At 63.4% G+C, this 13,093-nt stretch carries 12 protein-coding genes; 10 read left to right on the forward strand and 2 right to left on the reverse strand.

Features of this window, described 5'->3' with window-relative positions; all coding sequences use genetic code 11:
• Positions 1–41 precede the first annotated feature (41 nt).
• The 6 genes from galE to K0P03_RS29180 are packed head-to-tail and all read left to right on the forward strand — an operon-like array spanning position 42 to position 6,401.
• On the forward strand, positions 42–1,028 hold the full coding sequence (galE, locus tag K0P03_RS29155; RefSeq protein WP_272791416.1) for a UDP-glucose 4-epimerase GalE: 987 nt from the start codon (positions 42–44) through the stop codon (positions 1,026–1,028).
• A complete protein-coding gene (locus tag K0P03_RS29160) occupies positions 1,025–2,881 on the forward strand; it encodes a glycosyltransferase family 2 protein (protein WP_272791417.1) in 1,857 nt (618 codons plus the stop codon). The genes galE and K0P03_RS29160 overlap by 4 nt, the downstream gene beginning before the upstream one ends.
• A gap of 3 nt (positions 2,882–2,884) precedes the next feature.
• The gene (locus tag K0P03_RS29165; RefSeq protein WP_023515727.1) at positions 2,885–4,318 is read left to right on the forward strand and encodes a UDP-glucose dehydrogenase family protein; all 1,434 of its coding nucleotides are present in this window, start codon (positions 2,885–2,887) and stop codon (positions 4,316–4,318) included.
• Positions 4,319–4,325: 7 nt separating this feature from the next.
• Positions 4,326–4,850, forward strand: coding sequence for a DUF995 domain-containing protein (locus K0P03_RS29170; RefSeq protein WP_037404977.1), 525 nt, complete (start codon positions 4,326–4,328; stop codon positions 4,848–4,850).
• Positions 4,851–4,863: 13 nt separating this feature from the next.
• On the forward strand, positions 4,864–5,802 hold the full coding sequence (locus K0P03_RS29175) for a glycoside hydrolase family 26 protein (protein ID WP_023515729.1): 939 nt from the start codon (positions 4,864–4,866) through the stop codon (positions 5,800–5,802).
• Positions 5,803–5,855: 53 nt separating this feature from the next.
• Positions 5,856–6,401, forward strand: coding sequence for a DUF995 domain-containing protein (locus tag K0P03_RS29180; RefSeq protein WP_023515730.1), 546 nt, complete (start codon positions 5,856–5,858; stop codon positions 6,399–6,401).
• Between the two features lie 127 nt (positions 6,402–6,528).
• Here the strand turns inward: K0P03_RS29180 and K0P03_RS29185 are convergent, their stop codons facing one another.
• Together K0P03_RS29185 and K0P03_RS29190 are read right to left on the reverse strand one after the other, a co-directional pair.
• Complete coding sequence (locus K0P03_RS29185) at positions 6,529–6,834, reverse strand: hypothetical protein (protein WP_023515731.1); 306 nt, start codon at positions 6,832–6,834, stop codon at positions 6,529–6,531.
• 910 nt (positions 6,835–7,744) lie between these two features.
• On the reverse strand, positions 7,745–8,716 hold the full coding sequence (locus tag K0P03_RS29190) for a LysR family transcriptional regulator (protein WP_023512300.1): 972 nt from the start codon (positions 8,714–8,716) through the stop codon (positions 7,745–7,747).
• A 162-nt stretch (positions 8,717–8,878) separates the two neighbouring features.
• Between K0P03_RS29190 and K0P03_RS29195 the strand changes: the two genes are divergently transcribed.
• Genes K0P03_RS29195 through K0P03_RS29210 form a run of 4 tightly spaced genes read left to right on the forward strand, consistent with a single transcriptional unit; the run spans position 8,879 to position 13,086 of the window.
• The gene (locus K0P03_RS29195; protein ID WP_197283979.1) at positions 8,879–10,459 is read left to right on the forward strand and encodes an ABC transporter substrate-binding protein; all 1,581 of its coding nucleotides are present in this window, start codon (positions 8,879–8,881) and stop codon (positions 10,457–10,459) included.
• A 41-nt stretch (positions 10,460–10,500) separates the two neighbouring features.
• Positions 10,501–11,223 (forward strand): maleate cis-trans isomerase family protein, encoded by a 723-nt coding sequence (locus K0P03_RS29200; RefSeq protein ID WP_023512302.1) that lies wholly within the window; start codon positions 10,501–10,503, stop codon positions 11,221–11,223.
• A 26-nt stretch (positions 11,224–11,249) separates the two neighbouring features.
• Complete coding sequence (locus K0P03_RS29205; protein WP_023512303.1) at positions 11,250–12,134, forward strand: ABC transporter permease; 885 nt, start codon at positions 11,250–11,252, stop codon at positions 12,132–12,134.
• 4 nt (positions 12,135–12,138) lie between these two features.
• Positions 12,139–13,086, forward strand: coding sequence for an ABC transporter permease (locus K0P03_RS29210; RefSeq protein WP_050744256.1), 948 nt, complete (start codon positions 12,139–12,141; stop codon positions 13,084–13,086).
• Positions 13,087–13,093: the final 7 nt, after the last annotated feature.

Here is a 13,093-nt window from a genome sequence, read left to right on the forward strand (position 1 = left end):
GGGGGCGTGGGCCGTCGCGTGCCGTCGAGAAGGCACTGGCAATGGACAGGAAAAAGGTACTTGTCGTCGGTGGCGCCGGCTTCATCGGAAGCAATACGGCAAAGCTGTTGAGTGCGCAGGGTTTCGAGCCTGTCGTCTACGACAATCTGTCGACCGGCAACCGGGAGGCCGTGCGCTGGGGACGTCTCGTCGAAGGCGATATCCTCGATACGCAGAGGCTCGGCGCCGCGATCGATGAGGACAAGCCGGTCGCCGTGATCCATTTCGCGGCTTCGGCCTATGTCGGCGAATCCGTCGTGGACCCGGCGAAATACTACCGCAACAATGTCAGCGGCACCCTGTCCCTGCTGGAGGCCTGCCGGCTTGCAGGGGTGCGCAACCTCATTTTTTCCTCGAGCTGCGCGACCTACGGTGTCCCTGACAGCCTGCCGATCCGCGAGGGGGCAAGCCAGCGCCCGATCAATCCCTATGGCCGCACGAAGCTGATCGCAGAGCAGATGCTGGCCGATTATGCGGCGGCCTACGATCTGCACTATGTGGCGCTGCGCTATTTCAACGCTTCCGGCGCGGATATCGATGGTGAGCTCGGCGAAGCGCACGATCCGGAAACGCATCTCATCCCGCGTGCCATGATGGCCGCCGCCGGCAGCATCGATGTGCTGGAGGTCTATGGCGACGACTACGACACGCCGGATGGCACCTGCATCCGCGACTATATCCATGTGGGCGATCTCGCCCGCGCGCATGTGCTGGCGGTCGAGCATCTGCTCGGCGGCGGCGGCAACCTGGCCGTCAATCTCGGCACGGGGCGCGGCACCTCGATCAGGGAGATCCTGGAATCCATCCGGCGCCTGACGGGGCGCGCGGTACCCATCGTGCTGCGCCCGCGCCGCGCCGGCGATCCTCCGGCGCTCTATGCGGATCCTGCGCTTGCGGCGGAGACGCTGGGCTTCCGCGCCGTCTATTCCGATCTCGATACCATCATCCGCACGGCCGCTCCGTTCTTCGGCCTGGAGGTGCGGGCATGAAGAGGCGTCAGAGAGGCCGCAGCCGGAGCCGCGATGTTCCCCTGATGGTGCCGGTCTTCACCGGCTGGCAGCGGGTGGGATTTCTCGTCGGCATGGGCCTTTGGATCGTCGCGCTTGGCGTTTTCTGGATCTGGTGGCTGCAGCCGGCCCATCATGCCTCCTGGATGGGGTCGATAGTGGTGACGGGGATCCTCGCTTGGGGCACCCTGCTGCCGGCCTACTTCGTCTTTCTGTCCTTCCGCGCCTGCCGGCCGAACGGGCCGCTGAGGCTGCCGCGCGGCAGCCGCGTGGCGATGGTGGTGACGAAGGCGCCTTCCGAGCCCTTCTCGCTGCTTGCCGAAACCCTGAGCGCCATGCTCGCCCAGGAGGTGCCGCACGATACCTGGCTCGCCGACGAAGATCCGACCCCCGAGACGCTCGAATGGTGCCGCCGCAATGGCGTCTTCGTCTCGACCCGGAAGGGGAGGGAGGAGTATCACCGCAAGGTCTGGCCGCGGCGCACGCGCTGCAAGGAAGGCAACCTCGCCTTCTTCTACGATCAGTACGGCTATGACCGCTATGATTTCGTCGTGCAGCTCGATGCCGATCACGTGCCGGCGCCCGGCTATCTCTTCGAGATGCTGCGGCCCTTTGCCGATGCGGGTGTGGGCTACGTTTCCGCGCCGAGCATCTGCAGCCGCAATGCGGCAGGAAGCTGGGCGGCCCGCGGCCGCCTCTATGCGGAAGCCTGCATGCATGGCGCCTTGCAGGCCGGCTACAACAACGGCTTCGCCCCGCTCTGCTTCGGCTCGCACTATGCGGTGCGCACCAGGGCGCTGAAGGAGATCGGCGGCCTCGGCCCGGAGCTTGCCGAAGACCATTCCACCACGATGATGATGAACGCCCATGGATGGCGCGGGGTGCATGCGCTCGATGCCATTGCCTATGGCGACGGACCGAGCACCTTTGCCGACCTCGTGACGCAGGAATTCCAGTGGTCGCGCAGCCTCATGATGATCCTCCTGCAATATTCGCCGAAACTGTGCCGCACGCTGCCGTTTCGCCTGAGATTCCAGTTCATGTTCGCACAGTTCTGGTATCCGCTGCTCTCGCTCTTCATGGCGCTGATGTTCCTCCTGCCGATCGTCGCGCTGGTGACGGGGATCAATTTCGTCACGGTCACCTATCTCGACTTCCTCGGCCATTACCTGCCCCAGGCAGCCCTCTTGATCCTTCTGGCCTATGGCTGGCGCGCCTCGCGCACCTTCCGGCCGCATGACGCGAAAGTGCTGAGTTTCGAGGTGACGCTGTTTCTCTTCGCGCGGTGGCCCTGGGCGCTGGCGGGCACGCTTGCGGCGCTGCGCGACTGGTCGACGGGCTCGTTCGTCGATTTCCGCATCACGCCGAAGGGCGTGTCCGAGGTCGATCCCCTGCCGCTGCGCGTGCTGGCGCCCTACGCCTTCATGGCGATCGCTTCCATCCTGCCGGTTCTGCTCATTCCGGAGGCAAATGACAGCAGCCGGGGCTTCTACATCTTCGCGATCATGAATGCGGCGATCTACACGGCGCTGCTCGTCGTGGTCGTCGTTCAGCACGCCCGCGAGAACAGGGTTCGCTATCCGGCCCGTTCCTACCGGCCGGTGATGGCGGCAAGCCTCGCCGCCCTGGTGGCGCTGCCCTGCTTCGCAGCGGCGGAGCGCGGTCGGGACGGCATCGAGTCGCTGGCCTGGGGCACGGAGAGCTTCGCCCTCTTTGAAAACCGCTTCTCCGTGTCCGGTGCGGGGGTCGGCGGTCATGACGTGCACAGGACCATCTTCAATCCCCACTGGCGCGTCCTGCGTCCGGTGGTCGTGAAAGGCAACAGGAGACTGTAGACGATGAAGATCGCAGTTATTGGAACCGGCTATGTCGGACTGGTCAGCGGCGCCTGCTTTGCCAATTGGGGCCATCAGGTCGCGTGCGTCGACAAGAATGCGCAGAAGATCGCAGCTCTGCAGAACGGCATCGTGCCGATCTACGAGCCGGGCCTCGACGAACTCGTCGAGCGCAATTTCGGGGCAGGGCGCCTGTCGTTCACCTGCGATCTGCTCGAGGCGGTCAAGGGCGCGGCGATGGTGCTCATCGCCGTCGGCACGCCGCCGCGCGCCGCCCACGGCGATGCGGACCTGTCCTTCGTCTTCTCGGCGGCGCGTGAGCTGGCGCCGCTGATCGACGACGATACGGTCGTGGTCGTGAAGTCCACCGTTCCCGTGGGCACCGGCGACATCGTGCAGAAGATCATCGGATCGGTCCGCGAGGCCGGGACGTTCTCCGTCGCATCGAACCCGGAGTTCCTGCGCGAGGGTGTCGCGATCAGCGATTTCCTCGAGCCCGATCGTGTCGTGGTCGGGGTCGAGGACGATCGTGCCCGCGCGCGTCTGACGGAACTCTACGGGGTGCCGCTGAAGGCGCGCAAGACGCCGATCATCGTCACGCAGCGCCGCACGTCGGAGCTGATAAAATATGCCGCCAACGCATTCCTGGCGACCAAGATCACCTTCATCAACGAGCTGGCGGATCTTTGCGAGCAGGTGGGCAGCGATGTCAGCCAGCTTGCCGTCGGCATCGGGCTCGACAAGCGGATCGGGACGAGTTTCCTGAATGCCGGGCCGGGCTATGGCGGCTCCTGCTTCCCGAAGGATACGATGGCGCTGCTGCGGACCGCCCAGGACTATGGCGTTCCCCTGCGCATCGTCGAGGAGACCGTGACGGCCAACGAGGCGCGCAAGCGCCGGATGGCCCTCAAGGTGACCGACGCCCTGGACGGCGACGTCGAGGGACTGACCATCGCGGTGCTGGGCCTGACCTTCAAGCCCGATACGGACGACATGCGCGAGGCCCCCGCCGTCCCGCTCATCGAGACGCTGCAGCGTTTCGGCGCGCATATCCGGGCCTATGACCCGGTCGGAACCGAAAATGCCCGGCGGGTCCTGTCGGATGTCGACCTCCATACGGACGCCTATGAATGCGCCCGCGATGCGGATGCCGTGGTCGTCGTGACGGAGTGGGACGATATCCGCAATCTCGATCTTATGCGTCTCCGGCGGATCATGCGCCAGGGCGTTCTGGTCGACCTTCGCAACGCGTTCGACCCCGCAAGGGCGGAACAGGCGGGCTTCCGGGTCTCGGCCATCGGCCGCCGTTCGACGGCGAACCGCTACGAAGCGCATACCGCGACCGGCCATTCCCAGGTGCCGGGCCATGCCGTCTTCGCCCGGAAGGCGGAGAATGTCCAACCCCAAAGCGCAGGAGGCTCCATTGACCATAGATGAATCGACAATGCAGCAGAAACCGCGCCGGTTCCGAAGGCTGGCGGTGCTCGCCATGGCGGCATCCCTGCTTGCGGGGGCGGCCCGGGCCGAAAACGTCGCAATTCCCTCGGATGCCCGTCCGATGACGGCGCTGGAGCTCTACACGCTCTACCGCGACAAGAGCTGGCAATGGGAAAACGGCGCGGGGCTGATGCGGGAGGCGGACCGGCAGTTCAGCGCCTGGGTCCGCGGCGAGAAGTGGAACTCCTGGGCAGAAGGACGCTGGGCCATCACCGATACCGGCCTCCTGTGCCTCAAGGCGACGTGGCATACGCAGGAAGGGTCGGCGCCGATCAAGTCCTGTTTTTCCCACCGGATCGCCGCGGGCACGATCTATCAGAAACGTGAACCCGACGGGCAGTGGTATGTCTTCCGCCATGCCATTCCCCAAAAGGGTGATGAGGCCAGCAAGCTGGTTGCCGCCGATCTGGTCTCCCAGCAGCGTGACGCCATTCAAGCTGCGCTCGGCGTAGCTCCGTCAACCGAACAGTGAGGGAGGAGAAGTTATGCAAAATTTCTTGAAACTGGCTGTGGTTCTGCTCGGCAGCGTTGCCATGTCCGGCAGCGTCCTTGCGACCGGCGACGTGTCGGGGGCCAGTACCGACACGCGCTTCAACGACAAGCGCCCCGTGATATCGACGGGTTCGCTGACCCTGGGTGCCTACGATCCCCATGGCGATTTCGCCAATGATTCCAACTCCAAGATCGAGCACCTCTTCCTCCCCTGGGAGGATGTCGATCTGGCGACCCTCACGGCCGCCGACGACTATGCCCGCGCACGGGGGCGCTCGCTCCTGATCAGCGTCGAGCCGTGGTCCTGGGCGCGCGACTGGCGCGTCAGCCCGGACGATCTCCTGAAAGGTATCCTTGCGGGAGAATACGATACCAACATGGCAGGCATCTGCGCGGCGGCGGCCAAGCTGAAGAGCCCCGTGACGATCCGCTGGGCACAGGAAATGGACGACAAGAGCGGCCAGTTCACCTGGGCCTTCTGGAAGCCGGAGGGCTATGTGAAGGCCTACCGGCATGTCGTCGATGTCTGCCGCATGAGCCTGCCGAAGGCGCAATACATGTGGTCGCCGAAGGGCGAGCCGGGGCTGGAAGCCTACTATCCGGGTGACCGCTATGTCGACGTCGTCGGCCTGTCGGTCTTCGCCTATCAGCCCTATGACAAGCTGGAATTCGGGCGCGACACGACATTCGTCGAGCGCACGAAGCCCGGCTACGACCGTGTCGCGGGTTTCGGCAAGCCGATCGTCATCGCCGAATTCGGCTATGAAGGCAGCAATGACTATGTGCGTGCCTGGGCGGCGGATGCCAACAAGCCGCATGCGGAGTTTCCGGGCCTGACCGCGGTCGTCTATTTCAACGATCTCGAGGTCTATCCCTGGCCGCGCAACGTCGGGAGGCCGAAATGGCGCGTGGCCGATCATCCCCTGAATTGATCTCAAGCGTGCGGGGTCGCCCGCGGGAAATTTTTGTTCGAACGGAGGGTAAAATGGTGTCGATCCGTTTCTTGTGCATGAATGCTGTACTCTCTGTCCTGTTGGTAGCAGGCCAGGCGACCGCCGGATCCAAACCCCGGACGGTCGACGCGACGGCGGCCCGTGCCGTCGCCGCAACGCCGATGAAAACCAGCGAACTCGAAAGGATGTATGCCGGCCGGACCTGGAAATGGAAAACCGGTGGCGGGTATTTCTCCGGCGAGTCCGAAACGCGCTGGTTCCTGCCGGCCGACTCGAAACGCTTTGCCGGCTGGGTTCGTGAGGGCAAGGCCCGGTATTATGGCGAAGGCAGCTGGTATGCGATGGATGGCGGAAAAGTGTGCATGAACGCCCGTTGGGGCGGCAAGCGCAGCAGCAGCCATGCGATCAACTGCTTCCTGCATCGCGAGAAGGACGGCGTCATCTACCAGAAGCCGACCATCGGCGGGAAATGGTATGTGTTCCGGCACAATCCCGTGCAGAAATACGATGAAGTGCAGCGGCTGATCAGCGGCGATCTGGCGTCGAGGGAAGTCGCGCGCATCAAGGACATACGCTGACAGAAACGAAAAAGCTGTCGGGCGATCCGTCCGGCAGCTTTCTTGTCATCGTCAGCCCGTCGAGGCCGGACCGCCAGCCAAGAGCATTTCCAGCCGAAGCGAGATCGCTTCGGCGTCGGATAATGCCCTAGATGCCGCGGCAGCGCGCCTTCTGGCCAAAGCCGCTCGGCGTGCAGACGTAGAGGCTGTTGTTCAGATAGTCGGCCGCCGAAATTTTCATGACCTGGCCGCGGGGATTCTTGCGATAGCGGACCTCGTTGCCGACCCAGTATTTCACGAGATAGACCGACTTGGTCTGAACCTTCGGCTTGCCGGCGTCTCCGGCCTGGGCGCATGCCCCAAGGGCGGTCGACATGGCCATCGCGAGCACAATGGTGGCCGTCCATTTCGGGCGGGTCTTCAGGGCATGGGAACGAGTCTTATCGAACGTCATCTGTATCTCCGGTGCCCCTTGCTGGGCCGGGAAAGGTGTAGCGCATCCGTGTTAAGATTTCGGATACGCTGTTTGGGCATTTCCAGCCGTTGGCCGGGACGTGTTTACCATCTGGAAATGGCGCAAGGCTTATCTGCACAGGATGCCGAAAGGCGTTTCCCGCCAAGGCAGGAACCATATGGATGGCAACATCCGCATTCTCTTGATGCGACGGCCCATAAAGCACGCTGGCCGGAAAGTCGAGGGCAGGCAGGTGCACGGGCTGTGGAAACAGCCGCCATGGATGGAACCGGCAGGCCATGCCAGGAGGCGGCGCAAACCGCGCCGCGCCACGATTTTTGCCTGTCTGCTCGATGAGACGGGCCGTTTTCACTCTATTGTGAAAAATAACCGATAAGGCAATCTTATCCAGCATTATATGTGAAAGACGAGGCGTGCGGTTAAGCCGCAATTTATCGCATAAACTGCATACTCTCTATATGTTGGTGGTGCAATTGACCCGTCATTCCGCTCGTATGACCTATCGGACGTGAAGCTGGGCGGGGTTGTGGGTGATCGTGCTTCGTTTCGGCGGCTCTGCGGTTTCTCCCGATCGGAGCGGATCGCCGGGGTGCACTGCCTTGTTCACTTTCGCCGGAGCCTTGCCGTTCCTGGTCTGGGCACCCTCCTGCTCGAGGCGATCCCGGGTCAGTGCAAGGCCGGTATCCACATTCGCCTGACCGCCATCCCTACAATATGAAACGGAGCGCGAAGATCATTGCCGCGGCCGGATAAACCGCAGAATGGCAGCCCATCGAACCATTGTCGCATCGCCAAGTGGACAAGGATGACGGCCGCCGCCGCACATGGTCTTCATCCAGGTGAAAATACTGCAAATTCAAGTGCCGAGCACGGTCCGCGCACAGGTTTCCTAGAATGTTGCGATCCGTGAATGGCTTTTGGCAATGACGGCGAGCTCCGCCTCGACCGTCTTCACCAACGCCGTCACCATGGAGGGGAGGGCGCGGCCAAGCCGCGTGACGATGTAGACGCTGCGCCATGCCACCGGCTCGACGAGCCCGAGGAAGGCGATGCGGTTGTCGGGAAGGAACTCTGCTGCCAGCGCCGGTGCCGTGGTGATGCCGAGACCGTTTTCGATCAGGGCCCAGAGCGTCGGATAGGTCGATACCTCGTATTTTGGCACGCGGATGGATTCGGGAAGGTGCTCCATTTGCGAGAGGATCGGGCCGGTCGCCGTGTCCAGTGTCAGGCCGACGAAATTGTGGTTGGCGAGATCGGCCCAGCGCAGCACACCGTCTTGTGCAGTTGCATGCAGGGGATGCGTGTGGCGAAGGAAGAGGCCGAGCTGGTCCTTGAACAGCGGCTTGAAAACCAGCTCGGCATCGGGGCCGTCCATGCTGGCAAAGCCGATATCCACCTCGTTGCGCCGCACGAGACGGCGCACGTCGTTCGAGTTTCCCTCGCGAAGCTGGACGCGAAGCCCCGGCCTGGAGGCGAGAAACGCCTCCAGGATGCGGGGCATGATCTTGGTTGCGATCGAGCTGACCACACCGACGCGGATGCAGCTGTTTCGGCTCGAGGCCGTCAGCCGGATGTTGCGGATCGCCAGGTCGAAATCGTCGACGACACGTTCGGCCACCGGGAAGAGATCGGTTCCTTCCTGGGTCAGGATGACGTTGCGCGTCGTCCGGTCGAACAGCGTCCCTCCGACGATGTCTTCCAGCTGCTGGATCGTCATCGTCAGCGACGGTTGCGACAGATGCAACTCCGTTGCTGCGCGCGTGAAACTGCGATGCTTCGCGACGCTGAGAAACGCCCGAAGGTGGCGGATGGTCGCGGTGTAGGACGGGGAGGGCAGAGCCTGGGGTTGTGGGCCGACCATCGAATATCTCCAGACGTTTATTTATAGTTCATTGTGATCAATCCCGAAAGTTTTTCAATTTGATTTATCGAATCCTGGCGCCTTTAATGATGGTCACGGGTCGCAGCCACTCATCCTCGGCGCGGAATAAACCCAACCAACAAGGGGAACAGGATGTTGAATATGTTGACGAAACGCCATCTGGCGGCGGCTTTCGCTTGCCTTGTCGCCAGTTCCGCCCTCGTGGCTCCGGCTTCCGCGCTGGCGCAGACGGTTGTCATCGGTTCCGAAGGCGCCATACCGCCGCTGGATCCGCACCGCATGACCGGCACGCCCGGTCTTCGGGTGATCGATGCGATCTACGACCCGCTCGTGCGGGAGGATCTGTCGGTCGTGACCGATACGGCACCGGCGCTGAAGGGCAGCCTCGCCGAAAGCTGGACCGTGAGCGACGATGGCCTGGTCTATCGGTTTACGTTGCGCTCCGGCGTCAAGTTCCACGATGGCACGGATTTCAATGCGGACGCCGTCCAGGCCAATTTCGCCAGGATCATGGACAAGGCGTCGCCGGCCTATGACGAGCGTGCCGCCGGCAACATGACCTTCCTCACCCGCTGGATCGCCGGCACGGCGGCGATCGATGCGCAGACCTTCGAGATCAAGGTGAAGGAGCCGTTTTCGGGTCTGCTGCGCCTTCTCAGCGACCGCCGCTCCGGCATCATCAGTCCGGCCGCGATGGCGGCTCACAAGGGCGATGCGATGGGCTTGAACCCTGTCGGAACCGGACCCTTCCGGCTGGAGGCCTTTCAGCAGGGACAGCAGCTCGATCTGAAACGGAACGAGGCCTATTGGGGCGGTGCGGCCGCCGTCGATACCCTCATCTTCAGACCTGTGACCGACCCGACCGCCATGGCGATCGCCATGCAGACCGGCCAGGTGGACATCATCCCGAGCGCAAGCTCGCAGCAGATCGCCCAGCTTTCCGTCGACCCGAGCCTGCAGATCCAGTATCCCGAGCCGGCGAACCAGTATTTCGTGCGGCTCAACACCAAGGCGCAATATACGGACAACAAGTTGTTCCGGCAGGCGCTGAACTATGCCGTCAACCGCGACAATCTGGCGGCCCTGCTCAACGGGCAGGTCACGCCGCTCGGCGGACCGGTTCCCTCGGGCAATGAGCTGCCGGGCACGACCGGATCCATCTATGTCTATGATCCGGAAAAGGCGAAGGCGCTGCTGGCCGAAGCCGGTTTTTCCACTGGCGTCACCATCAAGCTGATGGCGCCGAACAGCGGCCCCGGTTTCGGGCAGGCCTCCGAGGTTGTCACGCTCCTGCAACAGGATCTCGGCGAGGTCGGCATCACGCTGGAGCCGCAGTTCCTCGAATTCGCGACGCTCGTTTCGACCGAGGGGCCCGGCTACAAGGATGACGTCCAGGGCTCGTTCAATGGCTGGACGACAGGCGCCGACAGTGCCTACTGGCTGGAGCGCATGTTCGCCGGCGACCAGCAGCCGCCCCGCGGCGTCAATCGCGGCTGGTTCACCAATGCCGAGGCCGACCAGCGCTTCGCCGAGGCGCGTGGCGAGAGCGACGAGGCCAAACGCCTCGACCTCTATCGGCAGGCGGCCGAACGCATCGCCGACGATAGTCCATGGATCTTCCTCTATCAGGATCGCCTGCCGCGCGTGCTGAGCGCCCGTGTCGGCGGCATCCTGCCGGCAAGATCCGTCTTCATCGACTACCCCCGCATTCAGGTAAAGTAACCTGCTGTTTTGATTGGGATCTGAAAGAGGAGAATACGCAGATGATGTTAGGTTGGCGCGCGCGCATCGGGCAGATGAGGCCGGCGACGGCGATCGAGGGGGCCGAAGAATGGCGGTCGGTTGCGCCTGTCGGCGTTGCCTTCGCCGACGCCCGGACCATCGTGCCGCGGGTCGATGAGGAAGGCCTGAAGGTGATGATGTCGCAGGTGCTGGAAGCCTCGCGCCAGCTCGCGACCGCCAAGGTGGATCTCATCGTTCAGTGCGGTGCACCAGGCACGTTCCTGCGCGGTGTCGGCCACGACGAGGAGGTCTGTGCCCAGATCGAAGCGGAAACCGGCATCCCGGCCATCACCATGATGGCGGCGCAGATGGATGCGCTGAAGGCGCTCGGCGCCACCTCGATTGCGGTTGCGACGATCTATTCCGACGAGGTCAATGAGAAGATGGGTGCCTTCATGGAAGCAAAGGGCTTCAAGATCGCCTCCATGCTGGGCCTCCAGATCACCGATCCGTTCGATGCAAGCGTGCATGACGCCGACAGCGCCTACAGGCTCGGCAAGCAGGCGTTCAAGGCCGCCGGCAAATGCGATGCGATCCTGATCTCCTGCGGCACTTATCGCACCTTCCCGATCCTTCCCTATCTGGAAATGGATACGGGTGCAGCCGTCGTATCGAGCAACCAGGCCACACTGTGGCGCGCGCTGCGCGCCGTCGGCCTGAAGGACCAGATCCCGAACCTCGGCAAGCTCTGGTACGCCGCCTGACCGCAGAACCGCGACGGAAGAGAACGATGACGACCGTGACCGAACAGACAGTCAGGCCCGCGCGCAAATGGCGAGGAGCCTTTCGCGGCATCCTGGGCAATCCGGCGCTGGCCATCGGCCTTGGCATCCTGGCCGTCATCGTCTTCGCTGCGATCTTTGCCGACTGGGTATCGCCCTTCGATCCGTTGAGGGCCAATCCGCTCGCCCGCTACAAGGGGGTGTTCTCCGGCTGGAATCTCCTCGGTACGGATGAGCTCGGGCGCGACATCCTGAGCCGCCTCATCCACGGCACGCGCTACGCGCTGCTGGTTGCGATCGTGCCGACGGTCATTGCGCTCGCCATCGGTGGCCTGCTCGGGATGATCGCCGGCTATATCGGCGGGTTCGTCGATACCGTGATCATGCGCTTCTTCGACATCATGTTCGCCTTTCCCGGCATCCTTCTGGCGCTTGGCATCAGCGCGGCGCTCGGGCCGGGGCTGTCGTCGATGATCATCGCGATGGTCGTTGTCACCGTACCCGCGTTCGGCCGCATCGTTCGCGGCGCCGTGCTGCAGGTCAAGGAGGAGGTGTTCATCGAGGCCTCCCACGCTCTCGGCTTCCGCGCCCGGCGCATCGCGCTCCGGCACATCCTGCCGAACATCCTCGGCCCGGCCATCGTCTACGGCACGCTGCAGACCGGACGGAATGTCATCCTGTCGTCGAGCCTCAGCTTTCTCGGCCTCGGCCCGCAGCCGCCCGCTCCCGAATGGGGTCAGATGCTGTCGAGCGGCCGTACGGCACTGGCGACTGCCGCCCATGTCGCGACCATTCCGGGCCTTGCCATCGTCGTGCTCGCCGTCGCCTTCAACCTCATCGGTGATGGTGCCCGCGACTACCTCGATCCACGTTTCAACAAGCAGCGGGACTAAGACGATGCTCGTGTTCGCCCTCAGACGCGCGTTCCAGATCGTTCCCGTGATCATCGGGGTCACGATCGCGACCTTCCTGCTCGCCAAGATCATCCCCGGCGATCCGGCCGACATGCTGCTCGGCGCCACGGCTTCGGAAGAGGCAAAGGAAGCGCTGCGGCTCAGCATGGGGCTGCATGAACCGGCCTATGTTCAATACCTGATCTATGTCGGCAACCTGCTGCAGGGCGATCTCGGTCAGTCCTTCACCTTTGCGCAGCCCGTTGCGACCGTCATCCTCGATCGCCTCGGCAACACGGCTCTTCTCGCCGTTGCCGCCATCATCCTTGCCGCCATCGTCGGCGTTGCGGCAGGCACCTGGGCGGCGCTGAAGCCGGGTTCGCTGCGCGACCAGTCGCTGTCGGTGATTGTCCTGTTCTTCAATTCGATGCCGTCCTTCTGGCTCGGCCTCGTGCTTATCATGATCTTCGGTCTCTATCTGCGCGTCCTGCCGGTTGCGGGGATGCAGAGCGTCGGTGGCGGCGACGGCATGCTCAGCCTTGCCGCGCATATGATTCTGCCGTCGATCACCCTTGCCGCCTGGTCGCTGGCGACGATCGCCCGCATGACCCGCTCCTCGCTGCTGGAGGTCATCAACAGCGATTACGTCCGCACCGCGAGGGCGAAGGGCATGCGTGAGTCCCGTGTGGTGCTGCGTCATGCGCTGCCGAACGCGATGCCGCAGATCATTACGGTGATCGGCATGCAGATGGGCTTCCTGCTTAGCGGCGCCGTGCTGACCGAAACCATCTTCTCCTGGCCCGGCATCGGCCTTGCCATGTACCAGGCGATTTCGACCCGCGACATTCCGCTGATCCAGGGCGGCATCCTGATCCTCGCCCTGGCCTTCGTGCTCATCAATTTCGCTGTCGACGTCCTCTACTCGTACTTCAACCCGAAAATCAAACTGTGAAGGAGCC

Origin of the sequence: Shinella sp. HY16, from assembly GCF_028534175.1 — a bacterium.
GTDB lineage: Bacteria > Pseudomonadota > Alphaproteobacteria > Rhizobiales > Rhizobiaceae > Shinella.

Bases quoted from the DNA above. Each gene is read 5' to 3' on its own strand.
- K0P03_RS29190 (WP_023512300.1), bottom strand. From the start codon at position 8,716: ATGGTCGGCCCACAACCCCAGGCTCTGCCCTCCCCGTCCTACACCGCG.
- K0P03_RS29170 (WP_037404977.1), top strand. From the start codon at position 4,326: ATGCAGCAGAAACCGCGCCGGTTCCGAAGGCTGGCGGTGCTCGCCATG.
- K0P03_RS29165 (WP_023515727.1), top strand. From the start codon at position 2,885: ATGAAGATCGCAGTTATTGGAACCGGCTATGTCGGACTGGTCAGCGGC.
- K0P03_RS29205 (WP_023512303.1), top strand. From the start codon at position 11,250: ATGACGACCGTGACCGAACAGACAGTCAGGCCCGCGCGCAAATGGCGA.
- K0P03_RS29175 (WP_023515729.1), top strand. From the start codon at position 4,864: ATGCAAAATTTCTTGAAACTGGCTGTGGTTCTGCTCGGCAGCGTTGCC.
- K0P03_RS29185 (WP_023515731.1), bottom strand. From the start codon at position 6,834: ATGACGTTCGATAAGACTCGTTCCCATGCCCTGAAGACCCGCCCGAAA.
- K0P03_RS29195 (WP_197283979.1), top strand. From the start codon at position 8,879: ATGTTGACGAAACGCCATCTGGCGGCGGCTTTCGCTTGCCTTGTCGCC.
- K0P03_RS29210 (WP_050744256.1), top strand. From the start codon at position 12,139: ATGCTCGTGTTCGCCCTCAGACGCGCGTTCCAGATCGTTCCCGTGATC.
- K0P03_RS29160 (WP_272791417.1), top strand. From the start codon at position 1,025: ATGAAGAGGCGTCAGAGAGGCCGCAGCCGGAGCCGCGATGTTCCCCTG.
- K0P03_RS29180 (WP_023515730.1), top strand. From the start codon at position 5,856: ATGGTGTCGATCCGTTTCTTGTGCATGAATGCTGTACTCTCTGTCCTG.
- galE (WP_272791416.1), top strand. From the start codon at position 42: ATGGACAGGAAAAAGGTACTTGTCGTCGGTGGCGCCGGCTTCATCGGA.
- K0P03_RS29200 (WP_023512302.1), top strand. From the start codon at position 10,501: ATGATGTTAGGTTGGCGCGCGCGCATCGGGCAGATGAGGCCGGCGACG.